The following is a 24,511-nucleotide window of genomic DNA, read 5'->3' on the forward strand; positions in this document are numbered from 1 at the left end:
CCTCGCACAACGCGGAATCCCGTCCGATCCCAGGCGGGCCTTGCCCTGCGCCGGGACCTCGGACCGCAGCCGGGAGGTGTGCTCGTGGCGCAGGACGTCCTCCCCGGACACGGTACGGTCGGCAAGCGGCGGCCATGACCGCTCGGGCGGAGCCGCTACTTACGGTTGGCCAGCTTCACCGCGGCGAAGACCACGCCGAAGATCAGCGCGACGCCCACTACCAGCAGGATGAGCAGTTCGGGCACTCCCAGGTTCATGAGGGCTCTCCTTCGGTCGACATGGTCCCCGATCTGCTCGAATGATCGCAGGCGTCCGCCGGGCACACACCCTTTAGCTCATTTAGCGCGTGGCAACTGACCAGGCTGACTCCAGCGCATCACCCGCGCCCGACCGCACGCCGAGGGCAAGCCGTCCGGGCCCGGGCCCGCGTAAGAAGTACTGCGGACCTGCCGACGAAGAAGGTGCACAACGGCCGGAACTTCTACCTGGGGAAGAACGCCGGGCGGATCGAGCGGGCGCACGTTGGACGGCCGCCGCCGTACGGTCCCTCCCGTACGCCGGCCGCGGCGTCAAGGTCGCGAGCCTCGGTCTACTCGGCGCCGATGAGACGGCGCTGCGCCAGTTCCGTGGCGGCCTGGGCCGGGGTGATGTGCCGGTGTCCGGCCGTGGCGAGGAGGTCGGTGACGGTGTGCTCGATGGCCTCGACGCGTTCGCGGGCCTCGTCAGGGGTCCCCTTGTGCAGCTCGATGGTGAGCGCGTTGACGACTCCGCCCGCGCTCGCGACGTAGTCGGGCACCCAGACGATGCCGCGCCGGTGCAGCAGGTCGCCGGCGGCCTCGGTGGAGAGCTGGTTGTTGGCGGGCCCGGCGATGGCGGCGCAGCGCAGACGCGGCACGACCTCCTCGGTGAGGACGCCGCCGAGCGCGGCGGGGACGAGGATGTCGACGTCCGCGGTGAGGGCCTGCTCGGGCGAGACCCAGGTGGCGCCGAGCTCGTCGCTCGCCGCCCGTTTGGTGGTGTCGATGTCGCTGACCAGGAGCTCGGCGCCCTCGTCGGCGAGCAGGCGCGCCAGCCGCAGGCCGACGCTGCCGAGCCCCACCACCGACAGGCGCGCGCCGGCGAGCGTCCGCGTGCCGTGGAGGCGCCGGTGTACCGCGCGCAGGGCCGCCAGCGTGCCGAGCGCGGTGGCGGGCGAGGAGTCGCCGCTGCCGCCGTGTTGCGCGGGCTTGCAGAAGACATGAGGGGTACGTTCGCCGATGACCGCCATGTCTTCTGGCGTCGTGCCGACGTCCGGACCGGTCGCGTACGCCCCGTCCAGTGCCGCGATCGTGTCGGCGACGTCGTCCAGCACCGCGCGACGCATGGCCGCGTCGAGCTCGACGCCCTGGGGCACGGCGACGACGGTCTTGCCGCCGCCGTTCGCCAGCCCGGCCACGGCGCACTTGGCGGTCATGGCGGCCGACAGGCGCAACGCGTCGGCGAGGCCGTCCCGCCAGTCGGCGTAGTGCCAGAGCCGGCACCCGCCGACCGCCTGGCCGAGCGTGGTCGAATGCACGGCGACGATGACCGGCAGACCGGAGTGCGCTCCCGTACGGATCAGAACCTGTTCGTGGCGGAGGGTGGACATGCCGAACCTTTCTGTCGTGCGAGCGGTGTCGTCCGGCAATCATCGGACGTTCGGCCGCACGAAAGGTCGCCGATCGTACGGACGATCGGAATCAGCCCCGAATCGCCGTACAGGGATGAACATGGTTCGGTGACTGTCCGCCTTATCCGGACAGATGAGCGACCGACGTCGAACCCGTTCTCATCCGGCTGATCCGGTACTCGCGGGGCGACAAGCCGGTCACCCGCCGGAACGCGTTGCTCAACGCGCTCTCCGAGCCGTAGCCGACCTCGCGGGCGATCATCGCCAACGTCTCGTCGCCGCGGCGCAGGCGCTCGATGGCCAGCTCGATCCGCCAGCCGGTCAGGTATTCGAGCGGGCCCCGCCCGACGGCCTGCTTGAACCGGGCGGCGAGCGTCGACCGCGACACCGCCGAGACGTCCGCGAGCTGGGCGACCGTCCAGGGGTGGGCCGGTCGGGCGTGCAGGGCCTGCAGAGCCGGGGCCACGACCGGGTCGGTGAGCCCGGCCAGCCAGCCGGTCGCCGCGCCCGGCCCGGCGACCGTCAGATGCAGGCGCAGTACGTGGATCAGCATGACCAGGGCGAGATGCTCGGTGACCAGCGTCGAGGCGAGCGGCCGGTCGCGCAGCTCGGCGTCGATCTGATCGAGCACCCACCGCACGATCGCCGCCTCGGCGGTGCGGCCGGGCACGTGGATCACCGGCGGCAGCACGTCGAGCAGCAACTCCTGCGCCCGCTCGCCGAAGTCGAACCGGCCGCCGATGAACACCGTGTCGTCGCCGGTGCCGACCCGGGCAACGCCATGGGCCTTCCCCCTGGCCGCCGCGAAGAACGGTGCGGCCGGGATCGGCCGCACCCCGGGACCGCTGGCCAGGGTGAAGGCCCGTGGCTGGGTGAGCAGGAAGCAGTCGCCCTCGTCCATCTTGATCGGCTCGGGCACGCCGTCGACGGTGAGCAGGCAGTGGCCGCGGCGCACCGCGTTGAACTTGACCGCCTCCGGCGGCTGGAACGACAGCGCCCACTCGCCGCCGGCGACCAGCCCGATGGACAGCTGGCTGGTCGTGCCGACGAGAGTCAGGACGTCTTGCAGGGGATCGGCTTGGACGCTCACGCAACTATGTTGGACCATCGGCCATTCTCAGTCCAGTTCCTGCCATTTAGCGTTGCATCCGGCAGATCTAACGAATGCGAATCCTGGAGCACTTTCATGACTACCGTGATGCTCGTCCACGGCGCCTGGCACGGGCCGGACTGCTGGGCGAAGCTCAAGCCCGAGTTGCACGCCCTCGGTTACGACACGCGTACCCCGGCGCTGCCCAGCTCAGGCGCACAGCCCACCGCCGGCATGCACGACGACGCCGCCGTGCTGGCCGCCGAACTGGCGTCGATCGACGGACCGGTCGTGCTGGTCGGCCACTCGTACGGGGGCATCCCGGTCACCGAGGCCGCCGCCGGAGCCGGCAACGTCGAGCGGCTGATCTACCTGGCCGCGTACATGCCGGACAAGGGACAGTCGATGTACGACATCCACGGCGTGCCGGAGCCCGAAGACATGGGCGGACTGTTCCCGCTCATCGACGACCCGCGTAACTCGCTCTACGGCGAACTGCCCGACGACGAGGCCGAGCAGTTGGTGAGCAAGCTGGTCGAGCAGACCGTCCGATCGTTCGCGGAGAAGGTCGACGCGGCCGCCTGGCAGGACATCCGGTCCACTTACATCGTCGCCGAGCAGGACAAGGCCATCCCGCCCGCGCTGCAGGAGCAGATGGCGGCCCACGCCACCGAGATCCGCCGGATCCCCAGCGGCCACTCCCCGTTCCTGTCGCAGCCGCACCAGTTGGCCGCCCTCATCGACGAGATCGTACGCACGGCCTGATACGCCGGCCCGCGATCCAAGAGGGTCACCCCGGTCCTCGTGTCATCCCTGGTCCCAGGTGACGGGCAGGCGGTGAATGCCGTAGATCTGCGCGGGGTCCGTACGCACCTGCACCTCTTCGTGCGGTACGGCGAGCCGCAGCGTGGGGAATCGGGTGAGCAGCGCGGGGAGGGCGACCCGCATCTCGACGCGGGCGAGCTGCTGGCCCAGGCACTGGTGCACGCCATGGCCGAAGGCCAGGTGCCCGGCGGCCGAGCGGCGCAGGTCGAGCAGGTCGGGCTCGGAGAACTTGGCCGGGTCCCTGTTGGCGGCGTTGATCGCGATCATGACCGTGTCGCCCGCCTTGACCCGCACGCCGTCGAGGTCGACGTCCTCCAGCACGCCGCGCAGCCCGGTGGCGGCGATGGACAGGTAGCGCAGCAGCTCCTCCACGGCGCTGTCGGCCAGGCCGGGGTCGTCGCGCAGAGCGGCGAGCTGCGCAGGGTTGCGCAGCAGGGCGAAGGTGCCGAGCGCGAGCATGTTGGCTGTGGTGTCGAGGCCGGCGCCGAGCAGGAAGGCGGCCACGCCCCCCAGCTCCTCGTCGGTCAGGTCGCCGCCCGTGGCCAGGTCGCTGAGCAGGTCGTCGGTCGGCTTGGCACGCTTGGCGAGCGCGAGTTCCCGCAGATACTCGCCGAGCTCGATGAATGCGGCGTACTGCGCCTCAGGCTCCCCGGCCTCCGAGAGGTTTCGCGTGGAGGCCTGGAACTGGTCGCGGTCCGCGTACGGCACGCCGAGCAGCTCGCAGATCATCAGGGCGGGGACGGGCTGGGCGAAGACCTCGACGAGGTCGGCGGGCGGCCCCAGCCGCTCCATCGCGTCGAGCCGTTCACGGGTGATCTCGGTGACCCGTTCGGTGAGCAGGTTCATCCTGCGGACGGTGAACTTGCCCGTCAGCATCTTGCGGACGCGGGTGTGCTGGGGCGGGTCCATGCCGGTCAGGTCGCCGACGGGGGCGGGCGGCAGGTGCCCGCCCGCCATCGGGTAGTACTGGGTCTCGTAGCGGGAGCTGAAGCGTGGGTCGGCGAGGATGCGGCGGACCAGCCCGTAGCCGGTGACCAGCCATAACCCGGGCGCGCCCGCGGGCGCGGCCAGCCGGGTGATCGGCTGCTCGGCGCGCAGCGCGGTGACCGCGGGGGCGGGGTCGAAGGGGCAGGCGGGTGCGCGGTCGAAAGACGGAAAATCACGATAGTACGTGTTCGACATGTTGTGAACGCTACGTTGCACTCAAAGCGATCGTCAATCGCAGGAAGTCCATATCCCCAGGTGAGTACCCGTAAATTGATGCAATGACGCTGCGTCCGAACGCAATGAAACGTTGCAATGGATGACGGCGAAAGCAATACTGGCGGCATGCCAGGTGGCAGGTTGACCCAGCGGGACCGTCAGCGCATCGCGGCCGGTCTCGCCGAAAGGCTCTCCTACGCCGAGATCGCCAGACGGCTCGACCGGCCGACCTCGACGATCAGCCGGGAGATCGCCCGCAACGGCGGCCCCGGCGGCTACCGGCCGGAGCAGGCGCACCGGGCGACCGAGCGGCGGGCGCGCCGCGGCACGCCGGTTCCCCCGCCCGCCGCCGGACCGCCGGACGGCATGCCGGAAGACGCGGTCGTCGAGATGACGGTCAGGATGGGCCTGCCGAAGATGATGGCGCGCGTGCTCATCGACCTGTTGTTGTCCGAGGACGGCAGACGCACCGCGGCCGAGCTGACGCGCAGGCTGAAGGTCAGCCCGGCGTCCGTCTCCGTGGCCGTGGGCTACCTGATCCAGCAGGGCATCGTCAGGCGTGAGCGCGACCCCCAGCGGCGCCGCGACATCTACGTGGTCGACGACGACACCTGGTACCACTCGGTGGCGACCAGTTGCCGGCAGTCGCTCGAGGCCGCGGCGGCCGCGAAGGAGGCGGCGGAGAAGTGCGGCCTCGACACGCCCGTGGGCCGCCGCCTGGCCGGGGGAGGGGCGTTCCTGGAGCGCATCAGCCTCGACACGATGGAGTCGGCTGACCGCTGGCGCGACCTCCTGTCCTGACCGGTCCCCCGAGTGAGGAATCTGCCTGACGGCGTGGCGACCAGCTCGGTGAGCACGCCCTGGCTGCAGGCCGAGATGCTCGAAGCCGCCCGGCTCACGCGCGGGGCACGGGTCCTTCGCCGCGTCGGAGGAGACACGAACCCCAGGCCGATCAGCGAGGACGAGCTGCACTCCTGCTCAGCATGACGGCGAACCCGTCGAGATGGCGTGCCAGGATGTAGTCGAACATCCCGTCCAGGTCCGACACCGTCTCCTCGGGGAGCATGGCCAGGAGCGGGAATTGTCCAGTGCTGAGGAGTTCGTCGGCCCGCTTGCGCTGGAGCAGCCACCACCCGTCGAGCGTCACGCCGGTCTCCTGCTCGGCTTCGGCCTCCTCCGCCATGGACAGTGCCACGGTGTGGACCAGCGCGGGCAGCGTGAGCGCCTCGCGGATCCGGGTCTCCATGGGCAAGTCGAGCTCGTCGAGTGCGCGCAGGGTCCACTCGGTGTGGGCCATCATGTTGGGCACCAGCAAGGGGCGGGTGAACGAGACGGCCCTGGGCAGCCAGAGGTGTCGCCGGGACAGCTCCCATTGCCGGCTGGCGATCAGTTCGAGCTTGGCCCGCCACCCCTCCGGCCCCGGGACGGGCAGCTCCGCTTCGCCGAAGACCTCGTCGGCCATCTGCGTCACCAGTTCGTCCTTGCCCGTCACGTGCCGATACAGCGACATCGGGCCCGCGCCGAGCTCGGCCGCGAGCCGCCGCATGGACACCGCGCCGAGCCCTTCGGCGTCGGCGATCGCGATGGCGGTGCGCAGGACGTGCCTGCGGTTCAGCGAGCCCTTGGGGACGCCGGCCTGCCGCGCCGTCGGCAGCACAGCCGGACCGGCCGACCGCTCCTTTCGGCTCGCGCGCGCGCTGACCACCGTACCGGCGCCGACCTTCGCCTCGACCAGCCCCTCGTCACGCAGGGCCGCCACAACCTTGGTCGCGGTCGCGACCGCGACACCCCATCGCTGGGCGATCTGCCGGATGGATGGCACGCGATCGCCTGGCCGCAGCTCGCCGGCCAGAATCCGGGTACGGAGCTCCGCGACGATGCGCCGGTAGGGCGGATCCGGACGTTGCGTGGCCGAGGTCATGAGTGCCTTCCCATCCCTTGACGGTAGTCGCGCGCTTGCCTTCAATGTACTAGTTCATTATTCAGCACACTAGTACACTTTATGTCCCTGATGAGCGGGGATCTCGTGAGATCGGCGGGGCGTGCTCATACGATGTACGCATGATATTCGATACGACGTACGCATATATGCGGCGGGCGAAGTCAACAGCCTGGCGAGGGCGTTGCGTGGGGGCCTCGGCATGGTCGACGGAGGCCGCATGAACCAGTTGGGGAGCCGGTTGTCCATCTCGTATGCCTTAGTACGGTCGTGGCATCGGCCGCTCACGATCATGGTGGCGGCCATGTCCGCGCTGGTCGTCGTCGCGAGCGTCGGTCTCTTCGCCGACGGTCGCGAGCTCCTGCAACAGTCGATCTGGGCCAAGCCGCTGAAGTTCGGGGCGTCGTTCGTCATGTACGGCGCGACGCTCGCCTGGCTGATACCGAAACTGCGCCGGGCGCGGCGCACGATGTGGACCGTCGGAACGGTCTTCGCCGTCGCCGGGCTGATCGACGTCGGTTTCATCGCGGTGCAGGCCGCCCGCGGCACCTTCAGCCACTTCAACGCCGGCACCGACACGTTCAACCGGATCGGGCAGCAGATCTTCTCCACCGGTGTGTTCGGGCTGTTCGGGGCGAGCCTGATCGTCGCCATCATGCTGCTGTTCCAGCGCATCGGTGATGCGGCACTCACCTGGGCCCTGCGCGCCGGGATCGGGCTGGCCGTCCTCGGCATGGCGCTGGCGTCCTTCATCACCGGGTGGACGTCGTCGGCCGGGACCCGCACGGTCGAGGACGCCTACGGCAGCCCGGTCCCGCTGGTGGGCGGACACGGGGTCGGGGCACCGGACGGCGGGGGCATGCCGATCACGAACTGGAGCACCACAGGCGGCGACCTGCGCGTCCCGCACTTCATCGGCCTGCACTCCATCCAGGTGTTCGTGCTCACGGTGCTGGTTCTCACCGCCCTCGCGACCCGGATCGGCCGGCTACGCCACGAACGCGTACGCGCCCAGCTCACCGGGGTCGTCATCCTGGGCTACAGCGCGCTGTTCACCGTCACCGCCTGGCAGGCGCTGCGCGGCCAGTCGCTGGTCCACCCCGACGCGGCCACCTGGACCGCGTTCGCGGCGACGGCCGTCATGACCGCGCTGCTGGCGGCCCTGGCCGTCACGGCGGCACCCGCCGGCTCCCTGGGAACGGACCCGCACCACAGCGCGGCGAGCACCCCGGCTCCAGGGCCATGCGGTGGACGCCGGTTTCAGCGGCGAGGGCTGGGACGGTGAGGCTTCCGTCGGAAGAGGTGGCCACGTCATTCAGAAGCCTGTCCATGGCCGCGCGGATGCGGGCGCGCTGATCCTGATGCCGGTCGTGGTGTCGCTGCTTCAGGTGAGGACCTCCCCGAACGTCACACCCAGCTGGACATGAGCTCAGGAGGAAGCCCTCCTGAGCTCATCCGGTCGCCGGTGTCATCGCCGTTCGCGGTGGTCATGGCGCTCGCCGGGCGGCGGAACGTCGTAGGGATCATCCGGTGCTTCCGGAACGGGCGGGACAGGGACGGGATCCTGTACTGGTGCGATGCTCGCCTGGGCCCCGACGGACGGCGCGGCGGACCATGCGGAGCCGACGAGTACGGATGCGATCACGGCGGCGGCTACGAGCGGGCGTTCGAACATCGAGATCCTCCGTGAGGTGATGAAACCGTGGAAGATGCGAGCTGATTGCGGCGTCGATGTTGCCTTCCGGGAAGCGCCGGTGCGGCGCACGAGACACTTGCCACGCTAGCGGGAGCGGTCTACGCAGTGTCCCTGCGAGAAGCAAAGCCTTCCCAGCTCAGCACGCCAGGCCCACGGACCGCGGTCACAAGGCGGCCGGGAAGTCGGTGGCCGGCGCGGTGAGCGCGGTGGCGTCGAGGTTCGCCCGCAGGGCCTCGACTTTGGCCGTGGCGTAGGAGTGGGCGTCCGAGCCGAGCAGCTGCCGCAGCGGGCCCTTCCCCGCGCGGACCTGGTCGATGATCGCGGCCGCGCCCTTGACCGGGTCGCCGAGCTGGCTGCCCTGGAGCTTCAGGTGGTCGAGGACCATCTGGCGGATCGCCGGGTAGTGCGGGGTCGTCTCGGCGGGCAGGGCGATCGAGTCCTCGGTGAGGAACTGGGTGCGGAAGTAGCCTGGCTCGACGATGGTGACCTTGATGCCGAAGTCCGCCACCTCGGCGGCGAGAGCCTCGCTCATCCCTTCCAGCGCGAACTTGCCGGCGCAGTAGAGACCCCAGCCCGGGACAGCGGTCAGGCCCAGGATCGAGGACACGTTGACGATGTGGCCGCCGCGCTGCTCGCGGAGAATGGGCAGGGCGGCACGCAGCACGTTCCACACGCCCACGACCTGGACGTCGAGCATGTCGCGGACCTCGCGGTCGCTGGTCTCCTCCACCGCGGCCAGGAAGCCGTAGCCCGCGTTGTTGACGACGGCGTCCAGGCCGCCGAAGCGCTCGGTGGTCTCCCGGACGGCCTGCTCGACCGCCGCCTGGTCGCGCAGGTCGACGGTGAGCGGGAGAAGGTTCGCCGTGTCGACCCCGTCACCGAGTGCGGCGAGCAGCCGGTCGGACGAGCGCGTCGTCGCGGCGACGCGGTCGCCGCGCTCCAGCAGCTGCTTGACCAGTTCCAGGCCCAGGCCGCGGGAGGTGCCGGTCACGAACCAAACCGCCGGTCGCTCTGTGGGGAAGCTCATGGTCATCCTCTGCTTTCTGATGTCGCTGGGGGCGCCGGCTGGTGACCGGCACATCATCAGCATCGGCCCGCGCAACCCGCTGTGGAGGGCCATATCGCGCCCTGCGCAACCTAGACGGGGCAACCTAGGACGCAGAGGACCAGTCAGGAACGGACCGCATCGGCGACACTGGTTTCATGGCGGAGACCAACCGGGAACTCGCGGATTTCCTGAGACGCGCTCGCAGCCAGGTCGACCCGTCCCGAGCCGGCCTGCCGCCCGACGGTCGCGTACGACGGGTCCCCGGCCTGCGCCGCGAGGAGGTCGCCCTCCTGGCCGGAGTCTCGACCGACTACTACGCCCGTCTCGAACAGGGCCGTCGCATCATCCCCTCACCAGCCGTCGTCGAGTCCATCGGCCGTGCCCTCGGGCTCGACGACGCAGGACGCGCGCATCTGCGCGACCTCATCGGCATCACCGCGGCGCCCGTACGACGACGAGCCCGCGGCGTCCAGCGCGTGCGCCCCGGCCTCTACCAGCTCCTCGACGCCCTCGACGGCGAGCCCGCGCTCATCCTCGGCCGCCGCACCGACGTGCTCGCCGCCAACCAGCTGGCGAGAGCGCTTTTCACCGACTTCGAACGGCTGCCGCCCCGCCACCGCAACTACGCGCGATGGATGTTCCTCGACGACGAGGCCCGATCACTGTTCGTCGACTGGGAGGTCCACGTGCGGGAAGCGGTCGAGAGCCTGCGACTCGACGCCGGCCGCGACCCGGACGACCAGGCCACCGCCGCCCTCATCGCCGAGCTGCGCGAACACAGCCAGGAGTTCGCCGACTGGTGGGAGCAGCACCGCGTCCACCAGCGCACCCACGGCTCCAAACGCCTGCGCCACCCGATCGTCGGCGAACTGACCGTCGAGTACGAGACCCTCACCCCGCCCGGAGACCCCGACACGACGCTCTTCATCTACACCGCCGAGGCCGGCTCCCCCTCGAAACGCGCCTTGGACCTTCTCGCGAGCTGGTCACTCCCCAGCACCGCCGGCGACCACCGGCCCGGCCTCGCCCAGGAGCAGTGACGGTACGCGGGCGCGAAGGGCTCGCCTGATGAACCTCGCCGGTGCCCGTTACCGATCCGCTCGGGCGTAGGCGGGGAACTCGTCGAGGCCGCAGTCCACGTCCACCCATCGGGGGCCGTTCAGCGGCTGGGTGCCGCACAGCGGCCGCCACCGGCCGGGCGGCGCCCACAGCTTGCGCCGGCCCCCTGGCTCCAGGATCGGGGCGACGAGGATGTCAGGACCGAAGAGATACTGCAGGTCGGCATCCCGGGCGGCGCGGTCGCCCGGGTAGGCGAGCACCATCGGCCGCATCAGCGGCGTCCCGGTCCTGGTCGCATCGTCCGCGGCCGCGATGACGTACGGCTGGAGCCGTTTGCGCAGCCGGCATGCCTCGATGGCCGCGGTACGGGCGGGTTCGGGATAGGCGGTGGGCTCGCGCCGTCCCACCCCGTGAAAGCGCATGATCGGGCTGAACGCGGCCCATTGCGCCCACCGCGCGTACAGTTCCGGCTCGACGTCGGCCCGGACCGCGTCCGGTGTCATCGTGTTCCGGAGTTCGACGGCATGCCGGTAGGAGTCGGGCGTCCAATAGCCGCCCGCGTCATGGGTGACGACGGCGAATCCCGACAGGGACATCGACAGGCACGCACGCAGCGACGACACCATCCCGCTCCAGGTGGATGGCAGGTCGCCGGCCCAATGACCAGGGATGCGCTGCGACCCCGCGGTGCCCGACCGGCACAACGACACGAAGTCGTCGCCCCTCACCTGGTGGCCGGCGCGCCAGACGGCCTCCTGGTAGACCAGCCCGTAGGCGTTCTCGAACGTGGCGCCGCGCTGCCCGTCGGACAAGCCGGCGTCGTCCGGGATCTCCTCGCCGAAGTCGGCCAGCACGGCGGCGTTCCCCTCCTCGCGCAGCACGTCCATGAGCCGCTCGCGCCACCAGGCCGCCGCCCGCGGGTCGGTGAAGTCGATCGGCAGGGTCTCGGGGTTGTCGGCGGTCGCGGCTACGCTGCCGTCGGAGGCCCGAAGCAGCAGGCCGTCCGACTCCAGCCGGCGGGCGAGCGCCGAGCCCTTCTTGACGTACGGGTTGAGCCACAAGCTCACCCGGATGCCTCGCTCGCCCAGCCGTCGTACCCATCCCGCGGGGAACCGGTCGCGGTCCACGCCGGTGGACCAGGTGGCGGTGTGGAGCACCGGCTCGCTGAGCCACTCGTCGACGTGCACCACGTCGACCGGACAGCCGGCGGCGCGCAGATCCTCCACCACCTCGGTGACCTCGCCTTCGGAGAAGTACGAGGAGCGGCTCATCCAGACGCCGAACGCCCAGTCGGGAAGGGACCGCGGCATCCCGGTGAGGTTCAGGTAGCGGCGCAGGATCGTGGGCGCGTCCCCGGTGATCAGGAAAACGTCCAGCTCGGCGCCGTCGAACGCGAACCGGGCGCACTCCGAATGCGCGGCGCCGAGGTCGCAGTCCACCACCGCCGCGGTGTGGACGAACACCCCCCAACCGGCGTCCGACCACAGCAGCGGGACGTTGAGGTACGCGTCCGGCCGGCCGGCCGCGCGGTTCTCCTCGGTGTTGCGCAGCAGCCGCCGTCGTCCCCTCAGGTTGGGGCCCTGATAACTCTCCCCGCCACCGTAGATCGCGGCGTCGGGCGCCAGGAAGGCCGTCTCCACCCAGCCGACCGGCCGCCCGCGTTCGTCGAGCTTGCGACCCGCGGCGACGGGAGCCTTCGACGCCCGGGGATCGGCGAAGCGCCGGAACCCCGCCATCTGGAAATGTTGCCCGTCGTCGCCCCACACCGCTTCGACGCCGGGCCCGGTGATGACGACGCCGTCCGCGGTCGCGGCAAGCGTGGCCGGGCGCCGCGCGATGTCGTTCAGCATCGGGCCGCGATCCTCCCTCGCTGGGCCGATCCGCAGCCGCAGCACCCCGTGGGCCGGCACGGTGCATTCCACGGGGACCCGCGCGCCCGACTCCAGCCCGGCCCACAACGTCCCCCCTTCCAGGGACACGGACGTGTAGCAGTCGATCGAGGCCATGCCTTTCCCCCTTCAGGCCCTGGCCTACCCACGCTTTCGCGCGGCGTCACCGCCCCGGGCCACGCCGATGGCGTGAGCGCGTACTCCACCACCAGATGGCGATCTTGTGCCTGAGCAGACACTTGTACGACCGCCAGCGCAGCCAGGCGGGCAGATGTCGGTGAGGCACATGAGTCCACAGATCCGCCGCATGGTCTTCGGCCGTCTCACGCGTCTCGGGATCCCGGAGCAGCGCGACAGAGGCGCTGTCCGCCCGGTGCGAACCGCATGTGGGACAGCGCGGTGATCCCCTGACCTCGCCGTTCATGCCCGCCTGAGGAGATCGCCCGGATCGCTCGCGGCGCGACCACCTCGACGTCGGGACGGTTCAGCGCCAAGCCGATCACCGCCGCTCCCACACGCGGTTCGCCCCGGTCGAACGCCGCGTCGACCGGATCGTCGCACCCGATCAGCCCTTCTCCGGTCTCTCAGTCCATACGTCCCGATGATGACGCGACTCTCGCCTTGCCGGCGGGGGCGCCTCGCGCGAGCGCCGCCTCCGAAGACGCTTGACCTCAACAATGCTTGAGGTCGCACTCTGGTCGTGACGAGGAAGGAGCGAGAACATGACCAGAGACCGCGTGATCATCTATGAAGAGGCTGGAGCGGACCCCCAGGCCGATGTGATGACGATCGAGAACGGGCACGGCCGCACCCGGGTACGCGCCGTCGCCGAACCGGCCCACATGCTGAAGCTCGTCACGCGGCTGCTCGACGAGGGGGTCGATCACATCGAACTGTGCGGCGGGTTCGGGGCGGTGTGGCACGCCGCGGCCCGCCGGGCCACGGGCGGCAGGGTGCCCGTGGGCGCCGTCTATTACGGATTCGAGTCGCTGACCTCCGTGGCCTCGTACAAGACGCGCTTCGAGAGCGGGGAGGCGCTGTCGGAGGCGTTCATCATCGTGCACGAGGGCGCCGATCCCGAAGTCGACCGCGTGGTGCACGAGAAGGACGCGGGCGGCAGGACGACCTTCATAGGGGTGCCCGACGAAGGCGCCGCCGCCGGGGTCGCCGGCCAAATGGCCGGCGAGCTGCAGCTCATCGAGCTGTACGGCGGGCAGGGGCCGGAAGGGGCCGGGCCGGTCATCCGGGCCGTCAACGAGAGCGTGCCGGTTGGGGTGACCGGATACCGGCGTTGACGGCGACGATCAGGACCGCCTGGCCCTCTCAGTCTTCCAGGTGGGCCAGCGCGGTGCTGGTCACGCGGACGGCGTCGTCGATCCAGGCCGGGATGCGTTCGCCGATGATCGGCCGGACGATGCCGTACGGCGAATCACGGCATGCCAGCGCCACCACCTCCATCCCGTGCCGGGTGACACGGCCGTAGCGTCGCTCGGTCAGCCGCCGGAGATGATCCACGACCGGGTCGTTCAGGTGGCGAAGCTCCTCTTGCAGCTGGGGCGGGCCCGTGGCGACCAGATCGGCGTACCGGAAGACCGTCATCATGCGGGCATCACGCGGGTGGCGACGGCAGAACTCGGGGATCCACAGCGCCGTTCGCACGATCGCCTCGATCGGGTCGTCGGTCTCGGCCGCGCGCGTCAGCCCCGCCTGGAAGGTCTTGATCGAGCGGATCCATGCCGACCCGAAGAGCACGTCCCGCGAGGCGAAGCGGTGGTAGATCGATCCGGAGGGGGCGCCCAGCAGCGCGGTGACGTGACCGACGGTGGCCGACCGCCAGTGCTCGAAGGCCGCGTCCCTGGCCGCATCGAGGATCTGATCATGGGTGAACGACGGACTCCTGGGCATCGATCACGAGCTTAGCCGCTACTCTTGTTCTAGAGACTGTTCTCTAATTCAGGGGATGATCATGCATTCCACGAAGCGAAGCCGGGTTTTACGGACGACCGTAGTGATCATCGCGGTCGTGTCCTGTCTTCCGTATCTGATCTTCAAAGTGGCCTGGTTGTCCGGATCGACGATCGGCATCACCAGCGCCGAAGGCGCGGCGACGATGAACGATCCACGCCATCTGGTCGGCAACTACCTCACGGTCGCGATGGACCTGCTCGCGATCGGGCTCGCGGTGGTGCTCCCGCGGCCGATCAGCCACCGGTTGCCGGCCTGGCTGGTGCTGGTGCCCGCCTGGGGAGCCACCGGACTGCTGGCCCCGATCGTGCTCGGCCTCCCGGTCGGGCTGCTGGTCCAGCTGGTCACCGGCACGGACGTCCCGGTAGGCAGCGGAGACGGGCTGGCCGGGTGGGTGTTCGTCATCATCTACGGCGGCTTCGGGGTGCTCGGCTGCTGCCTCGCCGTCCTGGTGCTGCTGCACGCCATGGACCGCTGGGGGCACATCTTCACCTCCGGCCCGCGACCGCCTCGGCCGGCGGTCTCCGCGATCTGCGCGGTCCCGCTGCTCGGATACGGCCTGGCCCTGCTGATCTGGGCCATCGCGGGCCCCGAGGCCGGTGGACCGGCCGGGTTCGAGAGCCCGGCCCAGCGGACGGTGCTGGCCGTCACCGGCCTGCTGGTCGCGATCGGGTACGCCACCCCGCTGGCGCGCGGTTTCGTGGCCCGGCACCCGCGCTGGGCGGTCGGGGCGACCTGGGCCGGTTGCAGCGTGGCCACCCTGTCAGGGCCGACCTTCGTCGCCCTCAGCCACGACGGCGTCGTCCGCATCCCGCTGCTGATCGCGGCCGTGGTGTCGGCGGTGGCCGGCCTGCTGTACTCGATCGCCCTGCTGCGAGTCACCAGCTCCAGGCCGCTTTAGACCAGGTTCCGCCAGCCGGCCCAGGTCTTGAGGCGCTCTCCGTCGGCTTCGCTCGATCATCGGGTGAAAACCCTGCCGAAGATCGCCCACGGGTCCCGCCATGCCAGGCAGGTCAGGCGGAGAGCTTGGCGCGGTGCGAGCGGCGCCGGATCTGACCGGCGCGGACGGCCCGCCGCAGCAGGAGGACCGTGGGCGCCAGGCAGACCAGCAGTGCGAGGAGGCTGGCCTCGGGCCCGAACGTGCCGCCGGTCAGCGCGGACGGGCCGGACAGCGTGACGTTCAGCAGGCCGTGGGGCGCCACGTCCGAGCCGGAGAGCACGACGCCGAAGACCCCGGCGTGCGTGAAGTTCCAGGCGAAGTGCAGGCCGATCGGCAGCCACAGCGAGCGGGTGGCGACGTAGGCGGCGGTCGTCATGACGCCGCCCGTCAAGGCGATCGAGAGCGTGCCCCACAGCGTGGCGTTGACGTTCACCAGGTGCGTCGCACCGAACAGCAGCGTGGACACGACCAGGGCGATCACGGTACCCGTACGTTCCTCCATGATGCGGAACAGAACCCCCCGGAACAGGAGTTCTTCGACGACCGCGACGCTCGCCATCATGCCGGCGGTGCCGAGGAAACCGCCGAAGGAACCCCAGGACACGTCCTCCCAGCCACCGAACATCGCGATCAGCGACATCAACGCGGTGAACAGGCCGGATCCGAGCAGCGCCCCACGCCGCAGATGAGACCGCCTGTCCGCCTTCTCAAGTTCGGGAACGCCCGGGCGGAGCTCGACGGTTCGGCAAAGCCAGCGGTAGCACGCCACAGCGGCGATGGCCAGGCCGATCCCCACCGGCAGGGCGATGATCGGGACGGGCGAGACGAGCTGGTTGACCCCGGCGATCGCGGCCATCACACCGAACAGGGCGATCAGCAGGACGGGGAACCGGAACGCACGCAACCGGCGCCGCGCCGTGGAGGTTTCGGCCTGCGGGGGCATGCTCTCCAAACGATCCGTGCGCGCCATGATCGCGATCCTCTCGACGGGGTTTCCGCAGCGCTTCCCTGCGTCGCCATGGAGATTACGGAGCGGAACGGGCCGTGCCATCCCACTGGAACGGACATCAGCGGTAGCTCTCACGGGGGACAGGAACCGTGCCGGATCACCCTCACCAGCCGCACTCGTGCTGCCTTCTCCGCCCTACGGGGCCCAGCCGCACACGGTTGTCCACAGCCTGTGGACAACGAAGAGAGCGCCGCTCCTGCGCTCGCACCAAGTGATCGTCATCCCCGGCACCCCCGCTTCCGCGGGAGCAGGTCCTCATGGGCAGCAACACACCGCTCCTGGTGACGGTGGGCCTCCAGCATCTGGAAGAACGACGCCCGGTTCACCAGCGCGTCGTCCCGCAACCCGCACCGCAACGCCACCCCAGCGGTGCGTCAGCACCAGGCCGGCCTCCTCGGCCGTCGCGATCGACCTGGCCGGAAAGCTCGATGAGCTGCCCGTTGACCAAAATCGGGCGGTGACCCGGCAACGAGGTCGGGTCCGAGGATCAGGAGCAGCGGATCATCCGCACACGTGCCTGCCGGTTAGGGGTTGAGTGCGGCGCGCAGCCGCTCCGCGTAGGCGCGGCGGCGGTCGGCGGGGAGCCAGTCGGGCTGCGGGGGTGTGCCGTAGAGGTCGTCGCCGGGGTAGCGGGGGAAAAGGTGCTGGTGGAAGTGCCAGACGTCCTGGTTGCCGGCGGGCTCGTTGTGCTGGCGGGTGGAGACGCCCGCGCAGTCGTAGGCGGTGCGCATGGCGCGGGCGAGCATTCGGGTGGCGTCGAAGATCGCGTGGCCGTCGGCGGCGGGGAGGTCGTAGAGGTTCTCGTGATGGGCGACAGGGATGATCAGCAGATGTCCCGCGTTCCGTGGCCACCAGCGAGGGCAGATCATCGCGAAGACGCGCTCGTCGCGGTAGACCACGTCGGGTTCCCGGTCCGGGGTGAGGTGGCAGAACGGGCAGTGGTAGCCGGCGGGTTCGTGGTTGTGCACGGGGCGCCTTCCTGGCTGGTCGTCGGCGACCGTGGAGCCTGGTCTCGGCGAGGCTCGCTGCGGTTTGCGCCTTCACGGGGGTATGGGAGTTTCGCGGGTGCCCCGAACCGCAGCTGACGACCCGTGGCCCCTCCGCACCTCTTGGTCGGACGTCGAGCTAGCGCTCAGGAGCCGGTCGACGGCCACTCGACGAGGTCATCGAGGATCGGTGGCTGGTAGCCGGGGCCTTTGAGCACCTTGCCGTCGGCTCGGCGGAGGGCTCGGCCGTCCGCGTCAAGCTTGCTCATGTTGGACCGATGGACCTCGACGAAGACGGCCGGCAGGTCGATTCCCAGCGCATCCGCGGCGCCGTACGTGACGTAGAGGACGTCGGCCAGTTCCTTGGCTACCGCCTTGTACGCGGTGCGCGGGTCGTCGCCGGTTCGCAGGACCTCCGCGAGGTCGGTGAGGGCCTCGGCTGCTTCGCGCGCCTCTTCCACCAGCAACGTCCGGCGGTGTTCCGCGCATTCGGGGCGTTCGGACTTGGACTCACCGTCGAACACCTCGCGGAACTCGGCGACTCGCCGCATCGGCTCATGGTCCATGCCCTGACCCTAAGCGCTTCGCGCGACGTCCGATCAAGGTCACCGCGAAGTAGCGCGGGGCGGAAGGTCGTCCGGCAAATTGTCCAGCTGCGAACCATAAGTGCTGCAACGCCTGGCGCGTGTATCGGCAAACGCCGCGGACGTCACCGATGCTGGAACTAGGCCAGAATCTCCGCGTCTATGGGCGGCTTGACCTGCGCCTCACCTGTGAACCGGCCCGAAACGCAACGATCGCCCGAGCTGAGCTCGGCGATCATGCGCGAAGTGTGTCCGAGGGGAGACTTCAACCAAACTGCACATCCCCTCGTCCTCGCCGCGCGGCTGGCTCTCCTTCTCACGGCCATCGCCGCTGTCGTGTCGTTCCGGTGTCTGCTGCCGTTGCCCGGCCAGGGTGATCAGCCGGCCCCGCGTATCGACGGCACCATCGCGGGGCGCGCGTACCGGGGCGTTGAGCTGGTGCACAGTAAGCAGGTCGACAACGATTCCGACACCGAGCCGTCACAGCCGCCCCGCGCCGACGAGCCGGGCCGCCTCTACGCCTTTGCCGGACGGCACGGATTGGAGGGGGCCTGCCGCCCAGGGCGCCGATCGCACGGGAAGCATGACCAGTGCTGTACGGGTGGTCGAAGTATGGAGCCGATGGAAACTTCCGTCTCGGTGACGTACGTGAATCGACGCCGTGGTCGCCCAGTTCCGCGCCGAGGGCCACGATGTTCGCGACGAGGACATCGCGCGGCTGACCCCGCTCAAGCACAAGAACTCGTCTAGTTCGCGGCCGAGTTCGGCCCACCCCCATGGTCTGGCCGAGGTGCTCCGGGGGTAGCGGCGGGCGCGGTACCGGTGGCTCCGGCCGGATACAGGGAAAGGTCACGGCCTTTCGACGCGGGTGATGATGAGCGCATAGCGGCACTCGGCATCGCTGGTGTTGGCGAAGACGTGTGGGACGGGTTCGTCGACTTCGATCGAGTCGCCCGCGTCGAGTTCGTGTACCGCATCGCCTTCGTGGAAGGTCAGCCGGCCGTCGAGCACCCAGATGACCTCCCGGATGAAGGCCAGGGACGCTGCCGGATAGGGCACGCGAGCCCCGGGCGGCAGGCGGACCTCGGCGATGTCCGCGGGAAAACGCGGCCCGGTGATCTGGCGCCGGCGATATCCGGTGGCAGGATCGCGCCATTCCGTGGCGTCGGCCATCCGGCGCACCCCAGTGACCTGCTCCCTGCCGCTGTCCGGTGCGCCACCGGTGGCGTCTTCGGAGGGGGTCAGCAAGGCGGAGACCCTGATCTGGAAGGCAGTGGCCAGTTTGCCGAGGACGACGGCGGTGGGGCTGCTTTCGGCGCGCTCTATCCGGTTGATCATCGCGCGGGACACACCGGAGGCGTCCGCGAGCTGCGCCAGGGTCCACCGGCGCTGTTCCCGTTCATCGCGGATGCGAGCTGCGATCTGCCTGACCAGGGGGTCTACTATGTTGGACATAGTCTTCTAATATGTGAGAAAGGAGGCTCGCCGAGGGCGAACCCGCGGACGTCGTCCACGGCATCCACACCATCATGCACCACCCCTGATCCGAGCAGTCCGACGAGACGGTCGACGACTCCTCATCCAGCGCGCCGACCACTCAGCCGCCGCAAACGCCGGCATCACCATCCCGGCACCCCGCCTTCATCCAAGAAAGGATTCATGCAGCTTCGCTGCCAGGGGCCTGGGGTGGCCACCGTGCCGGCAGGACCGCCGGGCAGATTCCCGGCGGCGTACGGCCGCGGCGCATTAGCGGCCGTTCTGGCATCGCTGACTCGTCGGGACCGCCGATCAGTGACAACCCGTTCATGAATTCCACCTTTGGAGGACCCATGGAACTCGGTCTCGCACTACCCGTCGCCGGCCCACAAACCTCGCCGGAGACGATCGTCAAGGTCGCGAAGGAGGCCGAACGGCTCGGCTACGCCGCCTTGTGGACATTCGAACGCCTGCTCCGCCCGCTCGAGAAGGTCCTGCTGTATACAGGTGAACACGACATGGTGCCGGAGTTCTACGGCTCGACGTACGAGCCGCTGGAGACGCTCAGCTATATCGCCGCCGTGACCGAGCGGATCAAGCTGGGCTCCGCGGTCATGGTGGCGCCGCTGCACGTACCCGTGGCGCTCGCCCGCCGGTTCGCCACCCTGGACCAGTTCAGTGGCGGCCGGGTCATCGCCGGCCTGGGACAGGGCTGGCAGCAACACGAGTTCGATACGGCGAACGTGTCGATCAGCCGCAAGGGCGCCCGCACGGAGGAATTCTTCACGGCGATGCGGGCCGCGTGGGGCCCTGACCCGGTCCGGCACGAAGGCGAGTTCTACCGGATCGCGCCGTCGCAGGTGAACCCCAAGCCGGTCCAGGCCCACATTCCGGTGCTGCTGGCCGCGATGTCGCCGGCCGCCGTCAAGCGCGCCGGCCGGATCGCGGACGGCCTGATCCCCGTCGCCTCCTCGGCGCAGGAACTGCGCGCCGTCGTGTCCGCGTTCCATGACGCCGCCCGGGAGGCGGGTCGCGACCCCGGGGACCTCATGGTGGTCAACCAGGCGCCCTGGCCGACCCAGGTCACCCGCGAGCCGATCGGGGAGGGCCGACCCTTCCTCGGCGGATCGCCCCAGCAGATCGCCGAGGACCTCGCGGCCGCCCGCGAGAGCGGTGCGACCCAGGTGTACCTCTGCAGTGGCCAGGGCCTGGGGCTCGACGTGGGCCTGCAGGCCGCCGACGTGGACCGATGGCTCGGACTGCTCGGCGAGGTGATCGAGGCGGCCGACCGCCTCGGCGTCCTCGCGCCGTGAGGATCAGCGTGCCGGTGAGCGCCGGCGCCCACCGGCACGCAGCACCGAACCTCTTGTGGATCACCTGAACACCGGCACGACTGGGCCTGGACTGCCGGTCGTACAGGGCGAGTGCAGTACTCGAGTCAGTGATCAGCGCTGGGCTGCTCGTTCGGACCACTCTGGGTTCCCGAGGTCGGCGGTCCCATTGATCCCGTCAAGGAGGCCCACGAGCTGATCATGTCTACATCTTCCGAGGTCTGCTGCTCTCCGGAGCCTGCGGCCCGACGCCCAGCTCGCCGACGATCACCGGCTGGCGGAGATCGCGGCGATGGTGATCGCGGCCGGAGACATGCGCAGGGCGCCTCGTTACGCGGATCCCGCGAAAAGGCCGAGGTGTACGGCCGGCTTGGCCTGCGCCTCACCTGTGAACCGGCCCGAAACGCAGCGATCGCCCGAGCGGAGCTCGGGCGATCATGTACGAAGTGTGTCCGAGGGGGGACTTGAACCCCCATGCCCATCACTGGGCACTAGCACCTCAAGCTAGCGCGTCTGCCTATTCCGCCACCCGGACTTGGTGCCTGCACGTGGGACCGTCATCCCGCGTCGGCTCAGTAAGGTTAGCAAACTCTGCGGGGTGCGTCATACCAAGAATCCACGCCGGCTCAGAAGCGGCCGAAGATGGGGGCGCAGGGGGCTCGGGATGGGGTGCTCATGGGGCGGAGCAGAGGGTCCGTGGGCGGTTGGGTGCGCTTTGGTGGCAGAGCTGTTGGTGAATTCCTGGGACTCAGGTGAAAAGCCCTTGCGGCAACGTTGGGTGCTGCTACGGTTACGGACCGTTGAGGGGTGAGTCCATGGACCGGCCTCACGACGTGAGGCCGGTTCTGGAGTGGAGGTCACGTGACGCGCACGGCGGTTCATCAGACGGGGGCCATCGCCCTCGCTGGATGCCGCCTGCGCGTGACGACCCCGGCCCAGGACGCGGACACCGATCGGGCGAGCCGGATGGCGCGGTTCGCGGCCGGTGCCCGTCACGTGTTCCTGCGAGCGGTCACGGCCGGCGCCCTGGTGGTCGCCGGCTGGCTGCTCACCGTCCTGTTCGGCATGCTCGGCGCCGCTCCGGCGGCCGCGGACGCCTCCGCGGCGACGGCCACGGCCACCGCCGGGGGAGAGCACACCTCAGGCCTCTCCATGACCGACGTCCTCACGGCGTCGGACAACGCCGAGGCCATGGCCGGTCGCACGGTCGACGGCCTCAACAGCCAGCAGGATCCTGGCCTTCCAGCACGGTCCACCGCCGGAAAGATCCTGGACACCGATGGTCTGGTGCCCAACGGTGGTGGCAGTGGCCCGTTCGGGCCCGTCTCCGGGGACGTCGCGCGGTCGGAGTACGACCCGCGGCTTCAGGCCGGGCGCGCTCCACTGACGCGCCTGCTTCCCCCCGTCGTCCGCACAGCGGCGGACGACCCTTCTTTCTCACCTGACTGATTCTCATCAGCAGACACCGCCCGGTGTGCTTCACATCACGAACAACGCGCTTCACGGCACCGCGAAACGGTCCTGCGAACGCGTGAAAGCCGGCGGTCTCTTTCCCGAAATGCAAAGCGGCGGAGCGTGGCCTGAATTTCCCTCCGCCCGCGGGTGAACACGTCAGTTCAACTTGTTCGCGAATCCGAGGTCTCCGCTGTGCGTGAAACCTCGCACGGCCTCGGGCTGCCCGCGAACCGTTCAGTTATCCCCCCAAGAACCACTAGGAGCATCCATCATGCGTACGTGGGCGAAGGCTTCCACCCCGGCGGCTCTGCTCGCCGTGGCCGTCATGTCGTTCGGCGGCAGCAGCACGGCGCTGGCCGACACCTCCGGTGACGGGTCCGTCGGCGGCGGCAACCAGGTCAACCTGCCGATCTCGCTGCCGATCGACATCAGCGGCAACTCCATCGCCGCGGTCGGCTCGTCCGAGGCGTCCTCGCAGGGCGGCGCGGAGGTCGTCAACCCGGGCGGTTCCGGCTCGGGCGGCAACCGTACGTCGGGCGACGGCAGCGTCCTCGGCGGCAACCAGATCAACGCGCCGATCAGCATCCCGGTCAACGCCTGCGGCAACGCCGTCTCGCTGATCGGCAGGTCCGACGCCGGCTGCAAGGGCGGCGCGAGCGTGCGTCACCAGGGCAAGGGCGGCGGCTCGGGCGGCAACCGTACGTCCGGCGACGGCAGCGTCCTCGGCGGCAACCAGATCATCGCGCCGATCACCGCCCCGCTGAACGCCTGCGGCAACTCCGTGGCGATCTTCGGTGACGCGACCGCGGGCTGCAAGGGCGGCGCCACGGTCAAGCAGTCCGGCGACGGCGGTGGCGCGGGCGGCAACCGTACGTCGGGTAGGGGCAGCGTCCTCGGCGGCAACCAGGTGGTCGCGCCGATCACCGCGCCGATCAACGTCTGCGGCAACGCGGTGGCCCTGGTCGGCCGCGCGTTCGCGGGCTGCACCGGCGGCTCGAAGGTCGGCGACGGCGGCCACAGGCACCACTACCACGCCCGCCACAAGGCCCCGCGCTCGGCGGGCAACGACACCGACGGACGCTTCGGCGCCGGCAGCGGCAACCAGGTCATCGCCCCGATCAGCCTGCCGATCGACGCCTGTGGCAACTCCGTGGGCAACGCGATCGCCGGCTGCTCGGGCGGCGCCACCGTCCACCAGAGCGGCTCCGGCGGCGCGGGCGGCAACCGCACGTCGGGCGCCGGTGGGGTGCTGAGCGGCAACCAGGTGGTCGCCCCGATCACCGCGCCCGTCAACGTCTGCGGCAACGCGGTGGCCCTGATCGGCCGCGCGTTCGCCGGCTGCAAGGGCGGCGCCACGGTCAAGCAGTCCGGCAGCGGCGGCGCGGGCGGCAACCGCACGTCGGGCGCCGGTGGGGTGCTGAGCGGCAACCAGCTGATCGCGCCGATCACCGCGCCGATCAACGTCTGCGGCAACGCCGCCGCCGTGGCCGGCAGGTCCAACGCCGGCTGCACGGGCGGCGCCACGGTCAAGCAGTCCGGTGCCGGCGCCGGCGGCAACCGTACGTCAGGGGCCGGTGGGGTGCTGAGCGGCAACCAGCTGGTGGCGCCGATCACCGCGCCGATCAACGTCTGCGGCAACGCCGCGGCCGTCCTGGGCGACGCCGCCGCCGGCTGCCTCGGCGGGGCGAACGTCGGCAAGGCCGGTTACGGCGGCCACGGCGCCCCGGCCCCCCGCTTCGTCCGTTCGAACGCCAAGGTGGCCGACGCCAAGGGCGGGCTCGTGCCCGTCGCCGGCCTGCCCGGGATGCAGGGTGACGACCTGCCGGTCGGCGTCGCCCAGCTGCCCGTCGTCGGCGACGTCTCCCAGACGCTCGGCCTGCCCGCGCTTCCGGGCCTGCCCGGGATGCCCAGCCAGCCGGTGATGCCGCAGCAGCCGCAGCAGCCGCAGCAGCCGAAGAAGGCGGCCCCCGCCAAGCCGAAGAAGCACGCCCACGCGGCCCCGGTCGAGTCCAAGGGCGCGGCCGCCGTCTCGGCGCTCGAGCCCGCCACCCGTCTGCTGGCCTCCACCCCGGCCGGCGGCGTGGTGACCTCCACCACCCGCACCCTGCCGGTCGGCGACCTGGGGCTGATGAGCGCCGAGCAGCCCGCCGGCGTGACCGGGATGAACTCCGGCTCCCTGCTCGCGCTCGTGGCCGGTGCGATGCTGGCCGCCTCGGCGACGCTGTTCGCGTCGGCCCGCCGGTTCCGGTTCGGCCGCAAGTAAGGATCAGGAACGACGAAACACCGTATGACTCCCGCTCACAGCCTGTGAGCGGGCAGCTGTGAACGCATTGCCCGTTCCGGGGGCGCGGCCCGGGGCGGGCAAAGC

20 protein-coding genes and 1 tRNA gene are annotated in these 24,511 nt (G+C 70.2%); 9 read left to right on the forward strand and 12 right to left on the reverse strand.

Annotated features, from left to right (window positions below):
• Positions 1–589: 589 nt before the first annotated feature.
• A complete protein-coding gene (locus tag ACIBP6_RS31825; protein ID WP_397057535.1) occupies positions 590–1,627 on the reverse strand; it encodes a Glu/Leu/Phe/Val dehydrogenase in 1,038 nt (345 codons plus the stop codon).
• 142 nt (positions 1,628–1,769) lie between these two features.
• Complete coding sequence (locus ACIBP6_RS31830; protein ID WP_397057536.1) at positions 1,770–2,738, reverse strand: AraC family transcriptional regulator; 969 nt, start codon at positions 2,736–2,738, stop codon at positions 1,770–1,772.
• Positions 2,739–2,834: 96 nt separating this feature from the next.
• Here ACIBP6_RS31830 and ACIBP6_RS31835 point away from each other — a divergent pair, with 96 nt between their 5' ends.
• A complete protein-coding gene (locus ACIBP6_RS31835; RefSeq protein ID WP_397057537.1) occupies positions 2,835–3,503 on the forward strand; it encodes an alpha/beta fold hydrolase in 669 nt (222 codons plus the stop codon).
• A 42-nt stretch (positions 3,504–3,545) separates the two neighbouring features.
• On the opposite strand, the gene ACIBP6_RS31840 is transcribed toward ACIBP6_RS31835, so the two are convergent.
• The gene (locus tag ACIBP6_RS31840) at positions 3,546–4,745 is read right to left on the reverse strand and encodes a cytochrome P450 (protein ID WP_397057538.1); all 1,200 of its coding nucleotides are present in this window, start codon (positions 4,743–4,745) and stop codon (positions 3,546–3,548) included.
• Between the two features lie 162 nt (positions 4,746–4,907).
• On the opposite strand from ACIBP6_RS31840, the gene ACIBP6_RS31845 reads away from it, so the two are divergent.
• Positions 4,908–5,567, forward strand: a complete 660-nt coding sequence (locus ACIBP6_RS31845) for a MarR family transcriptional regulator (protein ID WP_397057539.1) — start codon at positions 4,908–4,910, stop codon at positions 5,565–5,567.
• Positions 5,568–5,718: 151 nt separating this feature from the next.
• Here the strand turns inward: ACIBP6_RS31845 and ACIBP6_RS31850 are convergent, their stop codons facing one another.
• Positions 5,719–6,687 (reverse strand): GntR family transcriptional regulator, encoded by a 969-nt coding sequence (locus tag ACIBP6_RS31850; RefSeq protein WP_397057540.1) that lies wholly within the window; start codon positions 6,685–6,687, stop codon positions 5,719–5,721.
• Between the two features lie 322 nt (positions 6,688–7,009).
• On the opposite strand from ACIBP6_RS31850, the gene ACIBP6_RS31855 reads away from it, so the two are divergent.
• Positions 7,010–7,990: a hypothetical protein gene (locus ACIBP6_RS31855; protein WP_397057541.1), complete on the forward strand. Its 981-nt coding sequence runs from the start codon at positions 7,010–7,012 to the stop codon at positions 7,988–7,990.
• 574 nt (positions 7,991–8,564) lie between these two features.
• On the opposite strand, the gene ACIBP6_RS31860 is transcribed toward ACIBP6_RS31855, so the two are convergent.
• Positions 8,565–9,428: an SDR family oxidoreductase gene (locus ACIBP6_RS31860; protein ID WP_397057542.1), complete on the reverse strand. Its 864-nt coding sequence runs from the start codon at positions 9,426–9,428 to the stop codon at positions 8,565–8,567.
• A 176-nt stretch (positions 9,429–9,604) separates the two neighbouring features.
• On the opposite strand from ACIBP6_RS31860, the gene ACIBP6_RS31865 reads away from it, so the two are divergent.
• Positions 9,605–10,489, forward strand: a complete 885-nt coding sequence (locus ACIBP6_RS31865; RefSeq protein ID WP_397057543.1) for a helix-turn-helix transcriptional regulator — start codon at positions 9,605–9,607, stop codon at positions 10,487–10,489.
• A gap of 48 nt (positions 10,490–10,537) precedes the next feature.
• Here ACIBP6_RS31865 and ACIBP6_RS31870 read toward each other — a convergent pair whose 3' ends face one another.
• Positions 10,538–12,514: a glycoside hydrolase family 31 protein gene (locus tag ACIBP6_RS31870; protein WP_397057544.1), complete on the reverse strand. Its 1,977-nt coding sequence runs from the start codon at positions 12,512–12,514 to the stop codon at positions 10,538–10,540.
• Between the two features lie 605 nt (positions 12,515–13,119).
• Between ACIBP6_RS31870 and ACIBP6_RS31875 the strand changes: the two genes are divergently transcribed.
• Positions 13,120–13,692, forward strand: a complete 573-nt coding sequence (locus tag ACIBP6_RS31875) for a DUF6506 family protein (RefSeq protein WP_397057545.1) — start codon at positions 13,120–13,122, stop codon at positions 13,690–13,692.
• A 28-nt stretch (positions 13,693–13,720) separates the two neighbouring features.
• Here the strand turns inward: ACIBP6_RS31875 and ACIBP6_RS31880 are convergent, their stop codons facing one another.
• Complete coding sequence (locus ACIBP6_RS31880) at positions 13,721–14,302, reverse strand: TetR/AcrR family transcriptional regulator (protein WP_132614305.1); 582 nt, start codon at positions 14,300–14,302, stop codon at positions 13,721–13,723.
• 118 nt (positions 14,303–14,420) lie between these two features.
• On the opposite strand from ACIBP6_RS31880, the gene ACIBP6_RS31885 reads away from it, so the two are divergent.
• Positions 14,421–15,263, forward strand: coding sequence for a hypothetical protein (locus tag ACIBP6_RS31885; RefSeq protein WP_397057546.1), 843 nt, complete (start codon positions 14,421–14,423; stop codon positions 15,261–15,263).
• A 112-nt stretch (positions 15,264–15,375) separates the two neighbouring features.
• On the opposite strand, the gene ACIBP6_RS31890 is transcribed toward ACIBP6_RS31885, so the two are convergent.
• The 4 genes from ACIBP6_RS31890 to ACIBP6_RS31905 form a co-directional block, all read right to left on the reverse strand.
• Entirely contained in the window at positions 15,376–16,272 is an 897-nt protein-coding gene (locus tag ACIBP6_RS31890) for a lysostaphin resistance A-like protein (RefSeq protein ID WP_397057547.1), read from the reverse strand.
• 563 nt (positions 16,273–16,835) lie between these two features.
• A complete protein-coding gene (locus ACIBP6_RS31895; protein ID WP_397057548.1) occupies positions 16,836–17,279 on the reverse strand; it encodes an HIT domain-containing protein in 444 nt (147 codons plus the stop codon).
• Between the two features lie 164 nt (positions 17,280–17,443).
• Positions 17,444–17,863 (reverse strand): pyrophosphohydrolase domain-containing protein, encoded by a 420-nt coding sequence (locus tag ACIBP6_RS31900; RefSeq protein ID WP_397057549.1) that lies wholly within the window; start codon positions 17,861–17,863, stop codon positions 17,444–17,446.
• An 867-nt stretch (positions 17,864–18,730) separates the two neighbouring features.
• Positions 18,731–19,336 (reverse strand): helix-turn-helix domain-containing protein, encoded by a 606-nt coding sequence (locus ACIBP6_RS31905; RefSeq protein WP_397057550.1) that lies wholly within the window; start codon positions 19,334–19,336, stop codon positions 18,731–18,733.
• A 374-nt stretch (positions 19,337–19,710) separates the two neighbouring features.
• Between ACIBP6_RS31905 and ACIBP6_RS31910 the strand changes: the two genes are divergently transcribed.
• Entirely contained in the window at positions 19,711–20,670 is a 960-nt protein-coding gene (locus ACIBP6_RS31910) for a TIGR03619 family F420-dependent LLM class oxidoreductase (RefSeq protein WP_397057551.1), read from the forward strand.
• Positions 20,671–21,137: 467 nt separating this feature from the next.
• Here the strand turns inward: ACIBP6_RS31910 and ACIBP6_RS31915 are convergent.
• A tRNA-Leu gene (locus ACIBP6_RS31915) sits at positions 21,138–21,223 on the reverse strand.
• A gap of 326 nt (positions 21,224–21,549) precedes the next feature.
• Here ACIBP6_RS31915 and ACIBP6_RS31920 point away from each other — a divergent pair.
• On the forward strand, positions 21,550–22,137 hold the full coding sequence (locus tag ACIBP6_RS31920; RefSeq protein ID WP_397057552.1) for a hypothetical protein: 588 nt from the start codon (positions 21,550–21,552) through the stop codon (positions 22,135–22,137).
• A 277-nt stretch (positions 22,138–22,414) separates the two neighbouring features.
• Complete coding sequence (locus tag ACIBP6_RS31925; RefSeq protein ID WP_397057553.1) at positions 22,415–24,406, forward strand: chaplin family protein; 1,992 nt, start codon at positions 22,415–22,417, stop codon at positions 24,404–24,406.
• The last annotated feature ends 105 nt before the right edge of the window (positions 24,407–24,511 follow it).

This window comes from Nonomuraea terrae, from assembly GCF_044465245.1.
In the GTDB taxonomy this organism is placed as follows: domain Bacteria; phylum Actinomycetota; class Actinomycetes; order Streptosporangiales; family Streptosporangiaceae; genus Nonomuraea; species Nonomuraea terrae.

Excerpts from the sequence above, each read along its gene's own strand:
- ACIBP6_RS31825 (WP_397057535.1), bottom strand. The coding sequence starts at position 1,627 with ATGTCCACCCTCCGCCACGAACAGGTTCTGATCCGTACGGGAGCGCAC.
- ACIBP6_RS31835 (WP_397057537.1), top strand. The coding sequence starts at position 2,835 with ATGACTACCGTGATGCTCGTCCACGGCGCCTGGCACGGGCCGGACTGC.
- ACIBP6_RS31840 (WP_397057538.1), bottom strand. The coding sequence starts at position 4,745 with ATGTCGAACACGTACTATCGTGATTTTCCGTCTTTCGACCGCGCACCC.
- ACIBP6_RS31850 (WP_397057540.1), bottom strand. The coding sequence starts at position 6,687 with ATGACCTCGGCCACGCAACGTCCGGATCCGCCCTACCGGCGCATCGTC.
- ACIBP6_RS31855 (WP_397057541.1), top strand. The coding sequence starts at position 7,010 with ATGTCCGCGCTGGTCGTCGTCGCGAGCGTCGGTCTCTTCGCCGACGGT.
- ACIBP6_RS31860 (WP_397057542.1), bottom strand. The coding sequence starts at position 9,428 with ATGAGCTTCCCCACAGAGCGACCGGCGGTTTGGTTCGTGACCGGCACC.
- ACIBP6_RS31865 (WP_397057543.1), top strand. The coding sequence starts at position 9,605 with ATGGCGGAGACCAACCGGGAACTCGCGGATTTCCTGAGACGCGCTCGC.
- ACIBP6_RS31870 (WP_397057544.1), bottom strand. The coding sequence starts at position 12,514 with ATGGCCTCGATCGACTGCTACACGTCCGTGTCCCTGGAAGGGGGGACG.
- ACIBP6_RS31875 (WP_397057545.1), top strand. The coding sequence starts at position 13,120 with ATGACCAGAGACCGCGTGATCATCTATGAAGAGGCTGGAGCGGACCCC.
- ACIBP6_RS31880 (WP_132614305.1), bottom strand. The coding sequence starts at position 14,302 with ATGCCCAGGAGTCCGTCGTTCACCCATGATCAGATCCTCGATGCGGCC.
- ACIBP6_RS31890 (WP_397057547.1), bottom strand. The coding sequence starts at position 16,272 with ATGGCGCGCACGGATCGTTTGGAGAGCATGCCCCCGCAGGCCGAAACC.
- ACIBP6_RS31900 (WP_397057549.1), bottom strand. The coding sequence starts at position 17,863 with ATGGACCATGAGCCGATGCGGCGAGTCGCCGAGTTCCGCGAGGTGTTC.
- ACIBP6_RS31905 (WP_397057550.1), bottom strand. The coding sequence starts at position 19,336 with ATGTCCAACATAGTAGACCCCCTGGTCAGGCAGATCGCAGCTCGCATC.
- ACIBP6_RS31910 (WP_397057551.1), top strand. The coding sequence starts at position 19,711 with ATGGAACTCGGTCTCGCACTACCCGTCGCCGGCCCACAAACCTCGCCG.
- ACIBP6_RS31925 (WP_397057553.1), top strand. The coding sequence starts at position 22,415 with ATGCGTACGTGGGCGAAGGCTTCCACCCCGGCGGCTCTGCTCGCCGTG.